Genomic DNA, 20,579 nt, shown 5'->3' on the forward strand with positions numbered 1-20,579 from the left:
CGCGGGACTGGGCACGATGGTTACTCGTAAGTAGCATGGGTGCTGAGCGCGCGCTCAGGCGTGTGCCCGCGCAGCAGTGCCATCCCGCATCTGGAGGAGAGCCATCGTGCCTCGTACCGTCAGGGACGTCGTCTTCGTCGACGGCGTCCGCACCCCGTTCGGCAAGGCGGGCCCGAAGGGCATCTACCACGAGACCCGCGCCGACGACCTCGTCGTGAAGGCCATCCGGGAGCTGCTGCGCCGCAACCCCGGTCTTGACCCCCAGAAGATCGACGAGGTCGCCATCGCCGCGACCACGCAGATCGGCGACCAGGGCCTCACCCTGGGGCGCACGGCCGGCATCCTCGCCGGGCTGCCCCAGTCGGTCCCCGGCTACTCCATCGACCGCATGTGCGCGGGCGCGCTGACCGCCGTCACCAGCACCGCGGGCTCCATCGCCTTCGGCGCGTACGACGCCGTCATCGCCGGCGGTGTCGAGCACATGGGCCGTCACCCCATGGGCGAGGGCGTGGACCCGAACCCGCGGTTCGTCAGCGAGAAGCTGGTCGACGAGTCCGCGCTGTTCATGGGCATGACCGCCGAGAACCTGCACGACCGCTACCCCACGATCACCAAGCGTCGCGCCGACGAGTACGCCGTGCGCTCGCAGGAGAAGGCCGCCAAGGCGTACGCCAACGGCAAGATCCAGCAGGACCTGGTGCCGGTCTCGGTGCGCAACACCAACGCGGAGGTCGGTGAGACGGGCTGGGGCCTGGTCACCGCCGACGAGCCGATGCGTCCGGGCACCACGCTGGAGAACCTCTCCGGTCTCAAGACCCCGTTCCGCGTGCACGGCCGGGTCACCGCGGGCAACGCGGCCGGTCTGAACGACGGCGCGACCGCCTCGATCATCGCCTCCGAGGACTTCGCCCGCGAGCACGACCTGCCCGTGCGGATGCGCCTCGTCTCGTACGCCTTCGCGGGTGTCGAGCCGGAGGTCATGGGTTACGGCCCGATCCCGGCGACGGAGAAGGCGCTCGCGAAGGCCGGTCTGTCGATCGAGGACATCAACCTCTTCGAGATCAACGAGGCCTTCGCCGTCCAGGTGCTCGCGTTCCTGGAGCACTACGGCATCGCCGACGACGACGCGCGCGTCAACCAGTACGGCGGCGCCATCGCCTACGGCCACCCGCTCGCCTCCTCCGGCGTCCGTCTGATGACGCAGCTGGCCCGCCAGTTCGAGGAGCAGCCGGAGGTCCGCTACGGCCTCACGACCATGTGCGTCGGCTTCGGCATGGGCGCCACGGTCATCTGGGAGAACCCGCACCACAAGGACGCCGGAGGCGACAAGTGAGCACCACCGAACTCCTCAAGGGCGCGGCCGAGCTGTTCCCCGACGAGGTCGTGACGTCCGCGCACGTACGCCACCTCGACCTGCCGTTCAACGCCGGGCGCTTCGCGCTGATCACGCTCGACAACGGCTTCGACCACACCAAGCCGACCACCTTCGGCCCGGCGTCGCTGGCGAACCTCGACGCCGCCGTCGACCAGGTCGAGAAGGAGGCCGCGGCCGGCGAGATCGTCGGTATCGGCATCACCGGCAAGCCGTTCATCTTCGCGGTCGGCGCCGACCTCAAGGGTGTCGAGCTGCTCAAGCGGCACGAGGACGCGCTCGCCATCGGCAAGGGCGGCCACGAGGTCTTCAAGCGGCTGTCGGGCCTCGCGGCCCCGACCTTCGCCTACTACAACGGCGCGGCGATGGGCGGTGGCGTCGAGGTCGGTCTGCACTGCACCTACCGGACCGTCTCCGCGGCCCTGCCGGCGTTCTCGCTGCCCGAGGTCTTCCTCGGTCTGGTCCCCGGCTGGGGCGGCTGCACGATCCTGCCGAACCTGATCGGCGCCGACAAGGCCGTCTCGGTGATCATCGAGAACTCGCTCAACCAGAACAAGCAGCTCAAGGGCGGCCAGGTCTACGACCTCGGCATCGCCGACGCGCTGTTCGAGGGCGCGGACTTCCTGGAGCAGTCGCTGCTGTGGACGGCCGCCGTCCTCAAGGGCGACATCGCCATCGAGCGCCCGGCGATCGACCGCGGTGAGGCCTGGGACCAGGCCGTCGCGCGCGGCCGGGGCATCGCCGACGGCAAGGTGCACGGGGCCGCTCCGGCCGCCTACCGCGCGCTCGACATCATCGCCGCGGCCAAGGACGGGGACCTGCAGAAGGGCTTCGACGCCGAGGACACGGCGCTCGCCGACCTGATCATGGGCGGCGAACTGCGGGCGGGCATCTACGCCTTCAACCTGGTCCAGAAGCGCGGCAAGCGTCCGGCGGGCGCGCCGGACAAGTCCCTCGCGCGTCCGGTCACCAAGGTCGGCGTCGTCGGCGCGGGCCTGATGGCCTCCCAGCTGGCGCTGCTGTTCCTGCGCCGCCTGGAGGTGCCGGTCGTGCTGACCGACATCGACCAGGAGCGCGTCGACAAGGGCGTGGGCTACGTCCACGCCGAGATCGACAAGCTGCTCCTCAAGGGCCGTGTCAACCAGGACAAGGCCAACCGCCTGAAGGCCCTGGTCTCCGGCGTGCTCGACAAGGCCGAGGGCTTCTCCGACGCGGACTTCATCATCGAGGCCGTGTTCGAGGAGATCGGTGTCAAGCAGCAGGTGTTCGCGGAGGTCGAGGCGGTCGCCCCGGCGCACGCGATCCTCGCCACCAACACCTCCTCGCTGTCGGTCAGCGAGATGGCGTCGAAGCTGAAGAACCCCGAGCGGGTCGTCGGCTTCCACTTCTTCAACCCCGTCGCGATCCTCCCGCTCCTGGAGATCGTGCGCGGCGAGCAGACGGACGACGCCTCGCTCGCCACGGCGTTCGCCGTCGCCAAGAAGCTGAAGAAGACCGCGGTTCTGGTGAAGGACGCCCCGGCGTTCGTCGTGAACCGCATCCTCACCCGCTTCATGGGTGAGATCCAGAACGTCATCGACGAGGGCACGCCGGTCGAGGTCGCGGAGAAGGCGGTGGAGCCCCTGGGCCTGCCGATGTCTCCCCTGGTCCTGCTGGAGCTGGTCGGTCCCGCGATCGGTCTGCACGTCTCGGAGACCCTCAACCGGGCCTTCCCGGACCGCTTCACGGTCTCCCCGAACCTCGCGGCGGTCGTCAAGGCGGGCAAGCGCGGCTTCTACGTCTACTCCGCCGAGAACGGCTTCAAGCCGGAGCTGGACCCCGAGGTCGCGGCTCTCCTCCAGCAGGGCGATTCCGTCCTGACCGAGGAGCAGGTCCGTGACCGCGTCCTGGACGCCGTCGCCCAGGAGATCGGGCTCATGCTCGACGAGGGTGTCGTCGCCGAGGCGCAGGACATCGACCTCTGCCTGATCACCGGTGCCGGCTGGCCGTTCCACCTCGGTGGGATCACGCCGTACCTGGACCGCGAGGGTGTCTCCGAGCGGGCCACCGGCAAGCGTTTCCTGGCGCAGGGCCTCGCCTCGGTCCCCGCGTGACGCTCCGCTGAGTCACACCGGTGCCCCGCAGGCCAGTCGGCTTGCGGGGCACCGTCGTACCCGGGGAGCCGGCGAGCAGAATTCAGCCCCTCCGGCGCTTGAGGAGCGGGGGTCCGGGGGCAGCGCCCCCGGGTACGGGACGGGTGGGGGCGGAGGGGGCGCAAGGAGCTTCCGGGGTCACACCGGGTGCCAGGGCTCCAGGGCGAGGACCGGTTCGGGCTTGCGCCGGGTGAGCAGGAGTTCCCCGGTCGCCGGGGAGAGGCTCGCGGCGACGACCCGCCCGTGCTCGTCCTCCGCCAACGACACCGACGCGTCGGCGGGAAGCTCGGGACCCGACTCCGTCCACCACGCCCCGGCCGCCTCGTCCTCGGTCGGATACGCGGCGAACGCCACCCGCCCGCTCGCGGACCGCTGAGCGAGCAACGTGCAGTCGTGCCCGTCGAGTTCGCAGCGGATGGCGCAGACGGGCCCGGGCCCGGCGGAGGCGAGGACGGGCGCGGGCTTGGCGCCGGGACGCCAGGCGCACACGTCGCCCGACGCGTCGGTGAAGAAGAGCGTGGTGGAGTCGAAGGAGGTCGCGAGCGCGCGCAGGGTGTCCGCGCGGACCGGTGCCTCCAGCGCCTCCTCCAGGGCCGGTTGGCCACCCGCCTCCTCCTGGCGCCAGTGCAGGACGCCGTCCGGCACGGCCGCGTACAGCTCGACCAGGCCCGACGTCCCCGTGACGGCCGCCAAGTCCCCTTGGACATCATGTCCCTTGAGGTCGCGCCAGGGCCCCCAGCCGCCCTTGAGCTTCTGCGCGATCATGCTCACTCCGCCGCCCTGGTTGCGGACGAAGACGTGGGCACGCCCCTGCGCGTCGACGGCGACGGCCGGGGTGCCGGTCCGGTCCCCGGTGCGGTTGGGATGCCCGATCGGGTGCCAGTCGAGCGCGGCGAGGTCCGCCCGGTAGTGGGTCGAGTGGACGAGGCCGGACTCGTCACGGACCGTCGGGCGCCAGGAGACGAGGTGGGCATAGCGGTCGGGTCCCTGGCCCAGGGCCAGTACGGGGTGCAGGCGTTGGCCGCCACCCACGGTGCGCGGCGGGTCCCAGGGGCCACCGGGTCCACGCTCCGCCCGGCAGCGGACGGCGGCCTCCGACAGCAGGTACACACTGAGCCTGCCGTCGCGGCCGCGTATGAGCCAGTCGACGTTCACCGGTTCACCTTAATCGGGGACGCGCCGCACGCCGAGGCCCGCCCCCGCCCGCTCACAGCCGCTTGGCGCTGCGCAGCAGCCCGGCGTAGAAGCCGTTGCCGTCGATCCTGGACGCACCGCCCTTGTCGCCCATGGTCGGCCCGTTGACCTCCTTGCGGCTGGAGATGAAGACGCGGTGCCCGTCGGTGTCGACGCCCAGGTACAGGGCCACATGGTCGAGGTGGTTGCCCGTACGGTGGTCCATCTTGAAGAACAGCAGGTCACCGGGCTGGACGACATCGATGTTCTTGGGACGGGTGTACCAGGGGGCGGGACCGGAGAGCTTCAGGATGTCGACTCCCACCTTGGAGCGGGCCATGCCGTCGGCACTGCGCGGCAGTCCGTCGCCGGACGTGTTGCTCGCCATCAGGGGGTAACGGGCCCGGTAGCCCCAGATCATCCGCATGAAGCCGGAACAGTCCAGGGCCCGGTAGCGCTCCTTGCGGGCCTGCAGGGTGGAACCGTCGCGGAACGTGTAGTTGATACCGAGGTAGTCGTAGAAGTCATTCTGTTCGAGCCGGTCGACACCGTCGTCCTTGAACGGACCGAAGACCGCGTCACCCGCGTACGGGACGCCCTCGTCGTCCTTCTTCACCGGCGCGCCGTCGACGTACTGGAAGGCGATCGCGAAGATGTCGTCGGCCTCGCTGCCGTAGAACTCCTTGAACCAGTCCTTGAACCACTTCTCCTTCTCGGCGCCCTTCCGCCAGGCCTCCGGCATGAGACGCACCCAGTCCTGGGTGACCACGCGGGACTGGGTGTTGGCCGGCTCGGTGAAGGTTCGGGAGGGGCCACGGAGGGTCGCGGTGCGGGCTCCGTCCGTGAAGGTCGCGAGGATGTCGCCGTTCTCCCCGCGCAGCACGGAGCGCGTGGGGTTGTTCAGGCGCTCCCAGGTCTGCTTGCCGGTGGCCTTCCCCGAGTTCTCCAGGTCGGGCCGGTCGGTGACGGCCTGCACGGCCGGGACCTTCGCCTCCTCGTCCTTGCGGAGTTCGAAGGTGAGGAAGGCGCTGCCGGTGAGCAGCACGATGACGGTGGCCGCGTGAAGAACGGGACGGCCTTTGCGCTTCGGCATGGTGGCGGCTCCAGAGGTTCCGAAGAGAAGGCGGGTCAGGCGGTCGGCATGGCGCCGAGAAGGATTCCGGCGGTCAGCACGACATAGGTGGCGAGCGTGACCGAGCCGGTCGACAGCAGGGTGGCCGCCTTGGGCTGGCGCACCAGCTGGTAGCCGACGAGACCCGGGACGATGAAGCCCAGGGTCTGGTTGGCGTAGAGCAGCGGGAACTCCATCTGGAGCACGATGATCACGGTCGCCTGGATCAGCACGCCGGACAGCACGACGGCGGCGAAGAGCCGCTTGCCGTAGAGGATCACGAAGCGCTGGAGGAGCAGCGTGGTGACGTACGTCAGGACCGTGACACCCACGACGAGGGCGGCGCGCTGCAGGTCCTCGATGAGGGTGAGCGCCAGCCAGCCCGGCGTGATCATGCCGCCGGGTGAGAGGTTGGTCGTGAGATAGCAGATCAGCGAGAACATCAGGCCCAGGCCGATGCCGATCGCGGCGATCTCGGGGGTGAGGACGGAGGGGATCAACGGGGCTCTCCTGGGCTGTGCCACTGCTGGTCATCGGCGGGGTGGGTGGGAGGAACACGGGGTTCGAACAGGCCCCGGGACGGGGGCTGTTCGCCGCGCTCGGGCGGCTGGGGCCGCGCGGCGGCGGGTCCCTGCGACACGTCCGGCCAGGCGGCACGCGCCTGCTCCGGCCGGCGGCTCTCGTGGGCCGCCCCCTCGGTCGGGTGCGGACGCTGCGGCTGGTTCGCGTACTGCGCCTGCTGCGGGTACGGGTTGTCCGCGGAACGCTGCGTCGGGACGTGGGTCGGGGGCTGGTCGGTCTGCGGTGCGTACCGCGTCTCGTACGCCTCCGAGTACCGCTGGTACGGGTCGATCCGCGGCGCGTACAGCTGGACGGTCTCGACGTGCTCGCGCACCGCCACCGCGGTGTGCGGGGCGGCGGAAGCGCCGGGCCCGTTCCCCTTGCCGTCCCTTCGGCCGGCGGCGTCGCTCCCGGCACCGTCGCCGGCGCTCTCGTCGGCGCTCTCGTCTGCGGGAAGTTCGGCGAGGTGCTCCAGCAGGTGCTCGCCCTGGCCGTGGATGTTGCCGATGGCCACCAGCGAGCTGTCCGGACCGAGTTCGTCGAGGAGGCGCCGCATGAACTCGTCCGGGTCACGGCGGTCGCCGCCGAGGTCGACGGCACGGGAGCGGTACTGGGCGGGCATGGCGTCGATGGCGCTCTTCGCCGGGTGGCCGATGACGAAGACCTTGTCGGGGTCCAGTTCCGGGATGATCTCGCCCATCTGGCCGTTGCGCTCGACGCGGTCCGGTCGGCAGTTGATGACCACGTTCAGGGGGCGGTGGATGGCGCCGAGGTCGAGGAGCTGGTTGATGTTCATCAGTGTCGACTCGGGGTCGTTGGCCGCGAACACGTTGGCGAAGCGGACCTTCTTGCCGTCCTCGGTGACATACCGCTCGACGGAGAGGACACCGGGGTCCGGCGGGGCGTCGTACATGCCCTGGAGGGCCGTCTCCCGCTCCACGCCGAGCAGTTCGGCGACGGTGAGCGCGATCGCCACGTTCTCCTTGAAGGTGAACCAGCTGAACCCGCGCAGCTCCTCGTCCGAGACCGTCTCCGGATCGGCGTAGATGAGCTTGCAGTCGCGGGAGTCGGCCTCCTCCTGGAGGATCGCGAAGCGCTCCTGCTCGGCGGTGACGCAGATGCCGCCCTCCGGCATGGACCGCGAGAGCGAACGGGCCACGTCGTCGAGGGTGGGGCCCATCTCCGCCAGGTGGTCCTCACGGACGTTGCACAGCACGCCGATCGTGGAGCGGATCAGCTTGGACTGGTTGATCTCCTGGAGCGCCGGCATCACCGCCATGCACTCGATGACGAGCGCGTCCGGGTTGTACGCGGCGGCGCGCCGGACGATGCCGATCTGCTCGACGACGTTGGCGATGCCGAACTTGCGGTAGACCGGCTCCTCGGTGGCGTCGGGATGGATGAACCGGGCGGCGGTGCCGGTGGTCTTGGCGACAGTGGTGAGGCCGCCGCCCCGCAGTGCGCCCGCGCAGAGCCGGGTGATGGACGACTTGCCGCGGATGCCGTTGACCAGCACCCGGGTGGGGATGTTGTCCAGGTTGGTGAAATGGCGCCGCTGTTCGACGATGCCCGCCACGAGCAGGATCGCGCAGCACACCATCAGGACGGTGTAGAGGAAGAGCACGGCCGATCAGTTCCTAACGTGCTGCTGCTGGGCCGTGCCGGGTGCGCTCCGGCGTGGCGTTGGCTGCTGTCTGCGCTGCTCCTGGAGCTGCTGACGGACGAGCTCGAAGGAGCGGGTGACCGCGCCGACCTCGTCGTGGTTGCGCGGGAACAGGACGGTCTTGCGGTCGCCGTCGGCCAGTGACTCGCCCTGGGCGGCCAGGGCACGCAGCGGGCGGGCCACCACGATGTGCATCCAGCCGAGACAGGCGGCCGCCGCCGCGGCGCCGAGCAGTCCGGCGAGCACCGTGCGGTGTTGGACGTCGTACTCCGGGATCGCGAGCCGGTCGGCGGGCTGCCAGCTGACGACGGTCCAGCCGAGCTGTTTGGCCGCGCCGCCGCCCACGAAGGGGGCCGCCGCGGCGATCTGCACGCCGTTCTCCCGGTAGAGGACACCGGCGGCGTGCGCGGACTTGCCGACCCTCTGGCCGGACGCGGAGACCAGGTCCTTGAGGCGCTCGTCGGGCAGCGACTGGAAGGCGAGGTATCCGGTGTTGCCGGCGATGACCTCGCCCTTGTCGTCGACGAGGCGGACGACGCCGAGGCCGGGCCGCTTGAGCACGGAGTTGAGGAAGTCGATGCGGAACTCGCCGACAAGCGCCGAGCCGTCACGGCCCGGGATCTCCGCGGTACCGACGACGAGCGGCTTCTTGCCGCCCCGGCCGAGCAGTTGCAGCGGGTCGGCGGTGGCGGGCTTGGGCCGAGCCTCGCGGGGCTCGTCGCCGACCCCCGCGACCACGTCCCCCGAGGCGTCGACGACGTAGAGCGCCTGGTAGCGCAGGTGCTGGTTGAGGGTGCGGTCGAGGACCTTGGTCATGTCCGCCGGGGTGGTGCGGTCACCGATCAGGGTGGCGACGGACTGGAGGTCGGCCTCGCCCTCGTTGAGCGCGCGGCGCACCCGGTCGGTGAGCGTGTCGGTCCGTTCCCGCTGGTCGTTGACGAGCTGCTGCGGGACGACGACGGTGCCGTCGGCGCGGTTCAGGATGAGCAGCAGCGGGGCGGACCAGGCCAGGAGGAGGACCGCGCAGACGGCGAGGAGGGCGCGGGTGCCGACGCGGCGCAGGCCACGCGGGCGCGGCGCGGAGTCGTCCCGTTCCGCGGGTCCGCCGAGCAGTTGTCGGCGCAGCCGTTCCAGGGCCAGGCCGATCCGGCGGGCCTCGCCGTAGCCGGGGACGCTCACCGGGCGGGCCAGGTCGCCACGGGTGAGGCGGCGCGACTCCAGGAAGAGCCGGATGAGGGGTCGCTGCACCGTGCCGAGCAGGACGGCGACGGCGATGCCGCCGACGACGAGGAGCGCTCCGGCAGCGATCAGCCCGAAGACGGGTGAGGTGGAACGGGTGAGGTCCTCGGCGACCTTCACCATGGCGACCACGGTGAGGCCGAGGGCCGTCGCGGTGGTGGTCTCGCCGGGTTCGGGCGAGGAGAGAGCGGCGTAGCCGGCGACGGACCGGTCGCTGAGGAAGCTGCCGCCGAGCAGGCTGCCGCTGACGCCCAGGTAGCCGCCGGAGCCGGGCTCCTTGCTGCTGAGCGGGTGCTGAGCGGCGCGGCCGGCGGCCTTCTTCGCGAAGGCCTTGAGCTGCTTGTTGGAGGCCGCGACCTCTTCGCGCTGGAGGTCGGTGAGCACCTGCTCGGGCTCGGGGATGCCGTCGCTGCTGAGGATCGTCCCGGAGCGGTCCACGACCGCGATCGAACGGAACTGGCCGAGGCTGATGCCGGGGAACTTGAGGCTGTTGGAGGCGACGAGCAGCAGCTGCGGCTTCCCCGGCCAGGAGAGCAGCGCGAACGACAGCAGCCGGATCTCGCCGTTCTCGAGGCGCACCATGCGCGGCGCGAGTCCGCCCTCGTCACCGAGCGTTGACCGGTCGAGGGAGGTCAGCGGCACGGTCTCGCCGCGGGTCGCGACGAGTTTGCCGGACCGGATCTCGACAACCGCCGTGCCCATCCACTTCTGGTACGTGTTGCCCAGTTTGTCGAGGACGGTGTCGGCGGAGACCGGGGCACCGGCGCTGAACAACGCGGCGGAGCGGTCGAGGTCGGTGACCGACTCGTCGATGGAGGCACGCATGGCGATGGCGCCGTCCTCCGCGAAGTGCTGCTGCGAGGTCTGCACGGCCTTGGGCACGGACGTGTCCCCGGCCGGGCCCAGGACGAGTGCTGTGACGGCCGCCAGGGAGAGGAGGAGCGCCGACAGAACCGCAATGGGCGGTCGTATGCCGCCAAGCAGCGACATATCAGCTCTGCGGCGAGCACGGTGCTGCCGCGCCGGGGGCGATGGCGCCAACGGACGGTTCCTCTCAAGCGGTTGTACGGGCGTGCGGGCACGGAAACGGCCCGCGTGCGGGTGCGGGTGTGGCGCGGGGACACGAGGGGGAAAACTGAGTCTCCGCGCGTGTCAGACCAGCGAAGCTGTCAGGAAGTTGCACGGATCAAAAGTGATCTGGGCAACATCATGTTTTAGATGGGCATCTTCGGGCAGGACTCATCAATTCCGGTTCAGGTGAAGTTCAGGCAGATGTCGGGCTTCGGACATCCGGCCATGAACACCCCGACCTCGCCGAACACGGTCCGGTCCTGGACGTGGCGCGCGCCCGGCCCCTCGTGGGGGCCGGGCGCGTCCTGAGGTCCGGCGCTCTCAGCCGGGCAGTTCCGTGAGGGGCTTCAGGCCGTCCTTCGCCGCGCCGCGGTTCAGCATGGTGCCCTCGGTCCGCTCGAAGGCCAGCCGGAGGCGGGAGCGTTCCTGGTCGCTGAGGTCGTCCCGCTTGAGCTCGGCCGCCACGTCCACCAGCCGATAGTTCTCGACCTGCCCCTTGGCGGGCTCGGCCGGAGTGCCGTCCGTGGTGACCTCGGGGTCCGGCGGGATCTCCACGAGGGTCGGCTCGTAGCGTGCCTGGACGTCCCATGTGCCGCCGTGCTGCGTGAAGGTGAACCAGCCGATCACGCCCTCCTCGGTCAACCCCGTCGGTACGTCGTGACGCGCGACCTGGTTGCCGAGGCCGTACGCGATCCACGTGCCGTCGACCTTCTCCATCGGCTGCACGACATGCGCGTGATGGCCGATGACCAGGTCGACCGTGGTCTCGCGCGCGAGCTGCCGGGCGAACTTGAGCTGCGGGGTCGAGGGGTTGGGATGGTGCTCGCGACCCCAGTGGATCGAGAGGATCACGACCTCGGCACCGGCCGCACGGGCCCGCTTCTCCGCCGTCTTGATCCGGCTCAGGTCGTTCTGGTTGACCAGCCAGGGCTTGTCCTTGGGCAGCTCGTGCGCGTTGAAGCCGAAGGCGAAGGAGATCTGCGCGACCTTCACGCCCTTCACGTCCATGACCAGCGGGGTGAGGGCGTCCTTCTTCGTCCGGAAGGAGCCCGTGTGCTTCAGGCCGGCCGCGTCCAGGGTGTCCAGGGTGCGCTTCACTCCCTCGTACCCGTGGTCGATCGAGTGGTTGGAGGCGGTGGAGCAGGTGTCGTAGCCGACGTCCTTGATGGTCCCGGCGATCTGCGGCGGAATGAGGAAGTTGGGGTAGCTCTCGAAGGGGCCCTTCGGCTTGCCGATCACCGGCTCCATGTGGCAGATCCCCAGGTCCGCCTTGCTGATCACGGGCTTGATCCCGGCCATCAGCGGGCCGAAGTCCAGGCCGTCCGTCCCTTTGCCCGTCTTCTTGGCGTCGGCACCGGCCTGGTCGATCAGCTGAGGATGGATCAGGATGTCCCCGGCCGCGGCGACGGTGAACGACCGGCCACCGCCCTTCGACGAGGAGTCGGAGTCCTCACCGCCTCCGACGAGACCGCACCCCGCCAGGGCGGTGACGAGGGCGAGCGGGGTCAGGACAGCGGGCAGGGTGCGGCGGCTACGACGTCTGGTCACCGAGATATCTTGATACAACCATGAGGGCAAACCGCTCCAGAACGATAACGATCGCAACACTTCTCCTACTCCTCACCACTCTGGCCGGTTTGGGCACGGTTGCCGTGCGCGGAAGCCACGACAAGGGGAAGGGCCCCTCCGCCGGCGAGCACGGAGACGGTCTTCCGTCCGTCGACCTGGCGCAGTCCGTCGCCGCCTACACCGACCGGTTCGCGCCGGACGGCGCCTTCCAGCCACCGTCGCGCACCGAGCGGGAAACCATCGCGGCGGGGGTCGGTCTCCTCCTCGAAGGCCGCCGTGAGCAGGCCGAACAGCGACTCGCCGAGGTGGACTTCACCCTGCGCACCGTCGTCGACGCCTCGACCGGCCGACGATTCGCAGAGGTGTACGACCGCGTCGACCAGGGGCCGTCGCCACGCGGCTGGGGCCGCGTCCTCGTCGACCTGGAACACCCGGTCCGATGGTCGGTACAGGTGCCCCACCCGGTCGCCGATCAGGATACGGAGCTGCTCGGCGTGCGGGTCCTGCGGGGTGCCCCGGGAGGCCTTCTTGTGATTGCTGGCGCACATCGCAAATCCGGAGAGGGTAATGCGGCGGATGTGGCCCACCGACGGGACACGGTGTTCCACGCGATCTGCGCCGAACTCGTCCGACGCGGTGTCCCCGGCATCCAACTGCACGGGTTCGCCCAGAAGTCGGCCCCGCACTACGACGTCATCGCCTCGACGGGGGCCGGCGAGGACGGTCTCACCGACGGCCGCCGGCTCGCCGACGCGCTGGGCGACCGGGACTTCGCCGTGTGCCGTGCCTGGGCACGTTCCTGCCCGCTCGCCGGACGGGACAACGTGCAGGGCCGGACGGCGGCCGACGCCCGGGTGCCGTTCCTGCACGTGGAATTCGCTCCGGGACCGCGAAAGGACAACCGTCAGGCGACCCGGGCCGCCGAGGCCCTGGGCGTCGTGACGCGGGGCTGGGCCGGGAGCGCTCTGGCAGGGTGAGGGCATGACGACTCTGCTCATCGTGGACGGCGCCAACGTGGTCGGATCCGTGCCCGACGGATGGTGGCGCGACCGGCGTGGAGCGGCCGAGCGGCTCCGGGACGGGCTGGCCGGTCTCGCGGAGGCCGGGGTGCCCGGTCGTCCCGGCCCGCTGGAGATCGTCCTCGTGGTGGAGGGCGCCGCCCGGGGCGTCGGTTCCATCTCCGGAGTCCGGGTGGACGAGGCCCCGGGCAGTGGTGACGACCGGATCGTGGAGCTCGTGGCCGGGTCGCCCGACCGCCCCCGGCTGGTGGTCACGGCCGACCGCGAACTGCGGCGGCGGGTGACGGAACTGGGCGCCGAGGTCACCGGCCCACGCACCGTACGCCCCGCTCCCTGAACCGTTGAGAACCGGCTTCCGAAACGGGCCTCCGAGCAGGCTTCCGAACCGAACCGGTCCCCGACGCGCCTCCGGCCCCGTGCGTCCACGCCGGGGCGGGGAATGTACGGGGCCGGAGCGCTCAGCGCGCGAACGCCGGGCTAGGGCGTGGGGCCGCTCGGCGGGGGGCCTGCCGGCGGGGTGCCGCCGGTGCTCGGGGACGGGTCCTGGGAGCCGGCCAGGCGGCTGTGCGAGCGGCCGTACAGGAAGTACACGGCGCAGCCGATGACCATCCAGATCCCGAAGCGCAGCCAGGTCTCGGCGGGCAGGTTCAGCATCAGCCACAGGGACGCGAGCACCGACAGGATCGGCACCCAGGGCACCAGTGGGGTGCGGAAGGCGCGGTGCAGGTCGGGGCGGGTGTGGCGGAGGATGACGACGCCGATCGCGACCACGACGAAGGCGAAGAGCGTACCGATGTTGACCAGTTCGGCCAGCTCGCTGAGGCTCGTGAAGCCCGCGACGATCGCGATGATCGTCCCGAGCAGGATCGTCGGCCGGTGCGGGGTACGGAACCGGGGGTGGACGCGGGAGAAGAACCGCGGCAGCAGCCCGTCGCGGCTCATCGCGAAGAAGACGCGGGTCTGGCCGAGCAGCAGGATCATGCAGACCGTGGTGAGGCCGACGGCGGCGCCGAAGCTGATGACGCCCGCGTACCAGGGGTGCCCGGTGGCCTTGAACGCGTCGGCGAGCGGAGCGTCGACGGACAGCTCGGTGTACTTCTGCATGCCCGTGACCACGATCGACACGAGGACGTAGAGCGCGGTGCAGATGAAGAGCGAGCCGAGGATGCCGCGCGGCATGTCCCGCTGCGGGTTCTTCGTCTCCTCGGCGGCCGTCGCGACCACGTCGAAGCCGATGAAGGCGAAGAACACCACGGAGGCGGCGGTGAAGATGCCGAGCAGGCCGAAGTTGGTGGGGGCCCAGCCGAACATGAGCTGGATCAGCGGCGATTTGATGCCGCTGCCCGCCTCCACGTTCTGCGCCTTGGGGATGAACGGCTTGTAGTTGTCGCCCTTGATGAAGAAGGCGCCCGCGATGATCACGATCATGACGACGGTGACCTTGATGGCCACGACCAGGGTGGTGATCCGGGCGGAGAGCTTCACGCCGATGACGAGGATGGCGGTCAGGACCAGTACCAGGGCGGCGGCGAGGATGTCGAAGCCGAACCCGGTGGCCCCGTCGCGGCCGCTCAGGGACTCGGGCAGATGCCAGCCCGCGTTGTCCATCAGCGAGCGGACGTAGCCCGACCAGCCGACCGCGACCACCGCCGTGCCGAGCGCGAACTCCAGGACGAGGTCCCAGCCGATGATCCAGGCGGGCAGCTCCCCCAGGGAGGCGTAGGAGAAGGTGTACGCGGACCCCGCGACCGGGACCGTGGAGGCGAACTCCGCGTAGCAGAGGGCGGCCAGGCCGCAGGCGACGCCCGCGACGACGAAGGCCAGCGAGACGCCCGGCCCCGCGTTCTCCTTGGCGACCTTGCCGGTGAGGACGAAGATTCCGGTGCCGATGATGACACCGACACCGAACACGGTGAGATCCAGAGCGGACAGCGACTTCTTGAGTGCGTGCTCCGGCTCCTCAGTGTCGGCGATCGACTGTTCGATCTTCTTCGTCCTGAAGAGGGTGTTCCTCACGGGCGTACCTCCCACGCTTGTCGTCCTCGACATCATCGAGAGGGCGGGTGACACGTATGCCCCGACGCGGGCCCCGTTAACGCGAACGGCCGGTTTCACCACCCGTCCAGGGTGCTGAAACCGGCCCTTCGGCCCTGCTGCTGTCCTGCTGTCTCCGCGTCAGTCGCGCGCGGGCTCCACCGCGTCCACGGCCTGCGGGGTGCTGCGCTCGTAGCGCCCGTCCAGCTTGGCGACGAGGCCGGTGACCTGCCGGGCGATGTCCGGCGCGGTCAGTCCGATCTCCGCCATGACCTCGGCGCGGGAGGCGTGGTCGAGGAAGCGCGGCGGGATGCCGAAGTCGCGCAGCGGTACGTCGACGCCCGCGTCGCGCAGCGCCTGGGCGATCGTCGAACCGACACCGCCGACGCGCGAGTTGTCCTCGACGGTGACGACGACGCGGTGCTGCTCGGCGAGCGGGGCCATCGCCTCGTCGACCGGCTTGACCCAGCGCGGGTCGACGACGGTGGTGGTGATGCCCTGCTGGTCGAGGAGCGTGGCGATCTCCAGGCACATCGGGGCGAGCGCGCCGATGGAGACCAGGAGCACGTCCGGTGCGTCGGTGCCGGGCGCCCGCAGGACGTCCATGCCGCCGATCCGGCCCACGGCGGGCACGGCCGGGCCGACCGCGCCCTTGGAGAAGCGGACCACGGTGGGCGCGTCCGTCACCTCGACGGCCTCGCGGAGCTGGGCACGCACCTGGTCGGCGTCGCGCGGTGCGGCGAGCCGGAGGGTGGGGACGACCTGGAGGATCGACATGTCCCACATGCCGTTGTGCGAGGCGCCGTCGGTGCCGGTGACACCCGCGCGGTCCAGCACGAAGGTGACACCGCACTTGTGCAGGGCCACGTCCATCAGGACCTGGTCGAAGGCCCGGTTGAGGAACGTCGCGTAGACGGCGAAGACCGGGTGGAGCCCGCCGGTGGCGAGGCCCGCCGCGGAGACGGCGCCGTGCTGCTCGGCGATGCCGACGTCGTAGATGCGGTTCGGGAAGGCGTCGGCGAACTTCTTCAGGCCGACCGGCTGGAGCATCGCGGCGGTGATCGCGACGATGTCCTCGCGCTCCTTGCCGAGCGCGACCATCTCGTCGCCGAAGACGGAGGTCCAGTCGGCGCCGGAGGCCTTGATGGGCAGGCCGGTGTCGGGGTGGATGGGGCCGATGCCGTGGAAGCGGTCCGCCTCGTCCTGGAGGGCGGGCTGGTAGCCGCGGCCCTTCTCGGTGAGGCAGTGCACGATGACCGGGCCGCCGAACCGCTTGGCGCGGGCGAGGGCGGACTCCAGGGCCTCGATGTCGTGGCCGTCGATCGGTCCGACGTACTTCAGGCCGAGGTCCTCGAACATGCCCTGCGGGGCGATGAAGTCCTTCAGACCCTTCTTCGCGCCGTGCAGCGTCTCGTAGAGGGGCTTGCCGACGACCGGAGTACGCCCCAGGAGGTCCTTGCCGCGGGCCAGGAAGCGCTCGTAGCCGTCGGTGGTCCGCAGGGTCGCCAGATGGTTCGCGAGGCCGCCGATGGTCGGTGCGTACGACCGCTCGTTGTCGTTGACGACGATGATCAGCGGGCGGTCCTTGGCGTCGGCGATGTTGTTCAGCGCCTCCCAGGCCATGCCGCCGGTGAGGGCGCCGTCACCGATGACGGCCACCACGTGGTCCTCACGGCCGAGCACCTCGTTCGCCTTCGCCAGACCGTCGGCCCAGCCGAGGACCGTGGAGGCGTGCGAGTTCTCGATGACGTCGTGCTCGGACTCGGCCTGCGAGGGGTAGCCGGACAGGCCGCCCTTCATCTTCAGCCGGGAGAAGTCCTGGCGGCCGGTGAGCAGCTTGTGGACGTAGGACTGGTGGCCGGTGTCCCACAGCACCCTGTCCTTGGGCGACTCGAAGACGCGGTGCAGGGCGAGGGTCAGCTCCACGACACCGAGGTTGGGGCCGAGGTGGCCGCCGGTCTTGGAGACCGCGTCCACGAGGAAGGTCCTGATCTCGCCGGCCAGCTGGTCCAGCTGCTCCAGGCTGAGCCGGTCCAGATCGCGCGGTCCCGTGATGCGGGTCAGCAGCGGCACCCGTGCCTCCTTGCAGTAGAGCTGTTGCCGGGCTTGTCGAGTCTAATGTTCCGCCTTTGCGGCCGCGGGCCGGGCCCGGCGATCTACGCCACACGATCGGCCGTACCGGATAGGAACACGCATTCGCTTTCCGGACATGACTGTGCCCGGCACCGCCATTGGCGCCGGGCACAGGGCTGTGAAGGGCGTGAACCCTACGCGCGACCCGCCGACTTCTGGGTCTTGCGGGTGACGGCGTCGATGACGACCGTGGCGAGAAGCACACCACCGGTGATCATGTACTGGACCGGCGAGGCGATGCCCTGCAGGGCCAGGCCGTACTGGATCGAGACGATCACGAGGACACCCAGGAGGGCGTTCCACGTGCGGCCCCGGCCACCGAAGAGGCTGGTGCCACCGATGACGGCCGCCGCGATGGCGTTCATCAGCAGGTCACCGGCACCGGCGCCCTGGTTGGCGGAGGCGATCTTCGAGGCGATGAACAGACCGCCGATGGCGGCGAAGGTGCCGGAGATCGCGAAGACCGAGATCCGGACCATCTCCACGTTGATGCCCGCACGCCGGGAGGCCTCGACGCTGCCACCGAGCGCGAAGATCTTCCGGCCGTACGCGGTGCGGCGCAGCACGAAGTCCGTGAGCAGCAGGACCGCGACGAAGATCACCACGGCGAGCGGCAGGCCCTTGTACTGGTTGTACACGGCGCCGACGGCCAGCGTGAGGACCGCCAGCAGCGCGGTGCGCACGATGATCTCGCCCAGCGGCTGGGACGGCACGCCGGCCGCCTCGCGGCGACGGTTGCCGAACAGCGAGGTGAGGAAGTACCCGGCGGTCACGACGATCGCGAGCGCGTAGGCGGCGGCCACGTCGGAGAAGTAGTAGCTGGTCAGCTTGGCGACGATGCCGTTGCTGTCCAGGTTGATGGTGCCGTTGCTGCCCAGGATCTGGAGCATGAGGCCGTTCCAGAACAGCAGACCCGCCAGCGTGACGGCGAAGGCCGGCACACCGATGCGCGCGAAGAAGAAGCCCTGGATGGCGCCGGCGACCGTGCCGGTGAGTACGGCCAGGACGAGGGCGAGCCACTCGTTCATGCCGTGCGTGACGCTGAGTACCGCGAACGTCGCTCCGGCCACACCGGAGAGCGAACCGACCGACAGGTCGATCTCACCGAGCAGCAGCACGAAGACGATGCCGACCGCGATCATGCCCGTGCCGACCATGGCGACGGAGATGTCGGAGAGGTTGCCGGCGGTGAGGAAGTTCGAGTTCAGGCTCGCGAAGATCGCCCAGATGATGATCAGGCCGATCACGACGGGGATGGAGCCCAGGTCGCCGGACTTCACCTTCCGCTTGAACTCGGTGACGTAGCCCTTGACGCCCTGCTCGCGCACGAGCAGTCGCGGGTCCACGACGGGGACCGCCGCGGCGGCCGCCTCCGGATTCGGTACCGCGTGGTCCTCAGGGGACTCGGAGGTCTTGTCGATGCTCACTTCTGAGCCTCCCCATTGCTGCTGCGCGCCGCACGACGGGTCACGGCGTTCTCCGTGGCGCCCGTGATGGCGGAAATGATCTCTTCCTGGGACGTCGACTTGACCTCGAAGACGCCGTTGTTGCGCCCGAGGCGCAGGACGGCGACCTTGTCGGCCACGGCCTTCACATCAGCCATGTTGTGGCTGATGAGGATGACCGCGTGGCCCCGCTCGCGCAGACGCTCGACCAGGTCGAGGACCTGGGCGGTCTGCTCGACGCCGAGCGCGGCGGTGGGCTCGTCGAGGATGACGAGCTTGGGCTCACCGAGCATCGAACGGGCGATCGCCACGGTCTGACGCTGACCGCCGGAGAGCGAGGCGATCGGGATGCGGACGCTGGGGATGCGGATGGACAGCGTGTCCAGCAGCTCGCGGGAGCGGCGCTCCATCTCGACCTCGTCCAGGATGCCGCGCCGCTTCACCTCGCGTCCCAGGTAGAGGTTGCCGACGACATCGATGTTGTCGCAGAGCGCGAGGTCCTGGTAGACCGTCGCGATGCCCAGGTGCTGGGCGTCGTGCGGGCGGTTGATCTGGACGGCCTTGCCGTCCCACTCGATCGAGCCCTCATCGATGGGGTGCACGCCGGCGATCGTCTTCACCAGCGTGGACTTTCCGGCACCGTTGTCGCCCACCAGGGCGACCACTTCACCGGCGTGGACTTCAAGCTCTACATCGGTGAGCGCCTGGACGGCACCGAATCGCTTGGAGACCCCGCGCAACGCCAGAACAGGCGTAGCGGACACGTTAACCATCTCCTTCGCCGCCTGACCCGGCGGGAGGTTGTGCAGAAGTTTGTGGAGGGGTGTTCTCTCCGGCGCCCCGCCTAGCTTGCGGGGCTGTTGGATGCGGGGCGCCGGAGGGGCTTTGTTTCAGCAAGTCACGTACGGGAATTCAGGTCCGAATTCCCGTACGCGGTTCGTGACTTGCGGTTGCTTCTACTGCAGGCCGATCTTCTTGCAGGCCGCGGCGTAGGCCGGGGTGCAGATGTCCTGGACCGTGTAGACGCCGTCCTTGACGACGGTGTCCTTGATGTTGTCCTTGGTCAGCGAGGTGACCGGGACCAGGACGGACGCGACCTGCTTGGTGGTCGGGCTGTCGACCTTGTCCTTGGCGATGGAGTCGAGCGACTTGCCCTGGGCGAGCGCGACAGCCATCTCCGCGGCGGCGTCGGCCTCCGGGGCGTACGGCTTGTAGACGCTCATGAACTGGGTGCCGGCGACGATGCGCTGGACACCGGCGAGCTCGGCGTCCTGGCCGGTGACCGGGACGGAGATGCCGGCGGCCTTCAGAGCGGTGATGATACCGCCGGCCATGCCGTCATTGGCGGAGTAGACGCCGATGATGTTCTTCTTGCCGAGAGCCGAGATGGCGCCCTCCATGTTGGAGTTGGCGTTCTCCGGCTTCCACTCCTTGGTGTCGTACTCCTTGCCGACGTTCACCTTGCCGTCCAGCACCTCGTGGGCACCGGCCTTGAACAGGGCGGCGTTCGGGTCGGTGACCGAACCGTTCATCATGACGATCTTGCCGGACTTGGCCTTGGAGCCAAGGGCCTTGAGAAGCGCCTCACCCTGCGTCTTGCCGACAGTCTTGTTGTCGAAAGAGGTGTAGGCGTCGATCGGACCCTGCGCGAGGCGGTCGTAGGCCACGACCGGGATGCCGGCGTCCTTGGCCTTCTGGACCGAGCTCTTGATGGCGGCGGAGTCCACAGCGTCAACGATCAGCACGTCCACCTTGTTGGTGATCATGGTGTCGACCTGCTGGTTCTGGGTGCTCGCGTCCTGCTTGGCGTTGGCGTAGACGATCTTGCCCTTGCCGTTCGTGAGCTCCGAGACCTTCTTCTCGATGAGCGGCTTGTCGAACTTCTCGTAGCGGGCCGTCTGGTTCTCCGGAAGGAGCAGACCGACCTTGATCGCGTCGCCCTTCTTGGCGGAGCTGGAGCTGTCGCTCCCGCCGCCGGAGTCCTTGGCGCTGCCACAAGCGGCCAGCGAGACAGCCATTGCACCAGCGGCAACGGCAACGGCGGCACGACGCATCTG

Annotated in this window: 16 protein-coding genes; 4 read left to right on the top strand and 12 right to left on the bottom strand. The window is 69.7% G+C overall.

Features of this window, described 5'->3' with window-relative positions:
- Positions 1 to 106 precede the first annotated feature (106 nt).
- Together OG406_RS10950 and OG406_RS10955 are read left to right on the top strand one after the other, a co-directional pair.
- Positions 107 to 1,333: a thiolase family protein gene (locus OG406_RS10950; RefSeq protein WP_081219939.1), complete on the top strand. Its 1,227-nt coding sequence runs from the start codon at positions 107 to 109 to the stop codon at positions 1,331 to 1,333.
- Positions 1,330 to 3,465 (top strand): 3-hydroxyacyl-CoA dehydrogenase NAD-binding domain-containing protein, encoded by a 2,136-nt coding sequence (locus tag OG406_RS10955; protein WP_164375110.1) that lies wholly within the window; start codon positions 1,330 to 1,332, stop codon positions 3,463 to 3,465. The genes OG406_RS10950 and OG406_RS10955 overlap by 4 nt, the downstream gene beginning before the upstream one ends.
- A 177-nt stretch (positions 3,466 to 3,642) precedes the next feature.
- Here the strand turns inward: OG406_RS10955 and OG406_RS10960 are convergent, their stop codons facing one another.
- The 7 genes from OG406_RS10960 to OG406_RS10990 all read right to left on the bottom strand — a co-directional run bounded on the left by OG406_RS10960 (position 3,643) and on the right by OG406_RS10990 (position 12,439).
- Positions 3,643 to 4,659, bottom strand: coding sequence for a hypothetical protein (locus OG406_RS10960; RefSeq protein ID WP_164375111.1), 1,017 nt, complete (start codon positions 4,657 to 4,659; stop codon positions 3,643 to 3,645).
- A 52-nt stretch (positions 4,660 to 4,711) separates the two neighbouring features.
- A complete protein-coding gene (locus OG406_RS10965; RefSeq protein WP_329185509.1) occupies positions 4,712 to 5,770 on the bottom strand; it encodes an NlpC/P60 family protein in 1,059 nt (352 codons plus the stop codon).
- A gap of 35 nt (positions 5,771 to 5,805) precedes the next feature.
- On the bottom strand, positions 5,806 to 6,288 hold the full coding sequence (locus OG406_RS10970; RefSeq protein WP_081219935.1) for a poly-gamma-glutamate biosynthesis protein PgsC/CapC: 483 nt from the start codon (positions 6,286 to 6,288) through the stop codon (positions 5,806 to 5,808).
- Positions 6,285 to 7,973 carry a poly-gamma-glutamate synthase PgsB gene (gene pgsB / locus OG406_RS10975; RefSeq protein ID WP_329185510.1) on the bottom strand — a complete coding sequence of 563 codons (1,689 nt, stop codon included), beginning with the start codon at positions 7,971 to 7,973 and terminating at the stop codon, positions 6,285 to 6,287. Before pgsB ends, OG406_RS10970 begins: the two co-directional genes overlap by 4 nt.
- Before the next feature lie 6 nt (positions 7,974 to 7,979).
- Complete coding sequence (locus OG406_RS10980) at positions 7,980 to 10,241, bottom strand: HAMP domain-containing protein (protein WP_329185512.1); 2,262 nt, start codon at positions 10,239 to 10,241, stop codon at positions 7,980 to 7,982.
- A 402-nt stretch (positions 10,242 to 10,643) separates the two neighbouring features.
- Positions 10,644 to 11,870, bottom strand: a complete 1,227-nt coding sequence (locus tag OG406_RS10985) for a CapA family protein (protein ID WP_323186435.1) — start codon at positions 11,868 to 11,870, stop codon at positions 10,644 to 10,646.
- Between the two features lie 65 nt (positions 11,871 to 11,935).
- A complete protein-coding gene (locus OG406_RS10990; RefSeq protein ID WP_329185514.1) occupies positions 11,936 to 12,439 on the bottom strand; it encodes a hypothetical protein in 504 nt (167 codons plus the stop codon).
- Between the two features lie 30 nt (positions 12,440 to 12,469).
- Between OG406_RS10990 and OG406_RS10995 the strand changes: the two genes are divergently transcribed.
- Positions 12,470 to 12,868 carry a hypothetical protein gene (locus OG406_RS10995; protein ID WP_329185516.1) on the top strand — a complete coding sequence of 133 codons (399 nt, stop codon included), beginning with the start codon at positions 12,470 to 12,472 and terminating at the stop codon, positions 12,866 to 12,868.
- 4 nt (positions 12,869 to 12,872) lie between these two features.
- The gene (locus tag OG406_RS11000) at positions 12,873 to 13,247 is read left to right on the top strand and encodes an NTP pyrophosphohydrolase (RefSeq protein WP_329185518.1); all 375 of its coding nucleotides are present in this window, start codon (positions 12,873 to 12,875) and stop codon (positions 13,245 to 13,247) included.
- Positions 13,248 to 13,387: 140 nt separating this feature from the next.
- Here the strand turns inward: OG406_RS11000 and OG406_RS11005 are convergent, their stop codons facing one another.
- From OG406_RS11005 to OG406_RS11025, 5 genes are all read right to left on the bottom strand, one after another.
- Positions 13,388 to 14,926, bottom strand: a complete 1,539-nt coding sequence (locus OG406_RS11005) for an amino acid permease (protein WP_329185519.1) — start codon at positions 14,924 to 14,926, stop codon at positions 13,388 to 13,390.
- A 159-nt stretch (positions 14,927 to 15,085) separates the two neighbouring features.
- Entirely contained in the window at positions 15,086 to 17,017 is a 1,932-nt protein-coding gene (dxs, locus tag OG406_RS11010) for a 1-deoxy-D-xylulose-5-phosphate synthase (RefSeq protein WP_267048769.1), read from the bottom strand.
- Between the two features lie 194 nt (positions 17,018 to 17,211).
- The gene (locus tag OG406_RS11015; protein ID WP_164375116.1) at positions 17,212 to 18,504 is read right to left on the bottom strand and encodes a sugar ABC transporter permease; all 1,293 of its coding nucleotides are present in this window, start codon (positions 18,502 to 18,504) and stop codon (positions 17,212 to 17,214) included.
- Entirely contained in the window at positions 18,501 to 19,295 is a 795-nt protein-coding gene (locus tag OG406_RS11020; protein ID WP_164375117.1) for an ATP-binding cassette domain-containing protein, read from the bottom strand. The genes OG406_RS11015 and OG406_RS11020 overlap by 4 nt, the downstream gene beginning before the upstream one ends.
- 183 nt (positions 19,296 to 19,478) lie before the next feature.
- Positions 19,479 to 20,576 (bottom strand): substrate-binding domain-containing protein, encoded by a 1,098-nt coding sequence (locus OG406_RS11025; protein WP_267050026.1) that lies wholly within the window; start codon positions 20,574 to 20,576, stop codon positions 19,479 to 19,481.
- Between the last annotated feature and the right edge of the window lie 3 nt (positions 20,577 to 20,579).

The sequence above is a fragment of the Streptomyces sp. NBC_01428 genome, assembly GCF_036231965.1.
Taxonomy (GTDB): domain Bacteria; phylum Actinomycetota; class Actinomycetes; order Streptomycetales; family Streptomycetaceae; genus Streptomyces.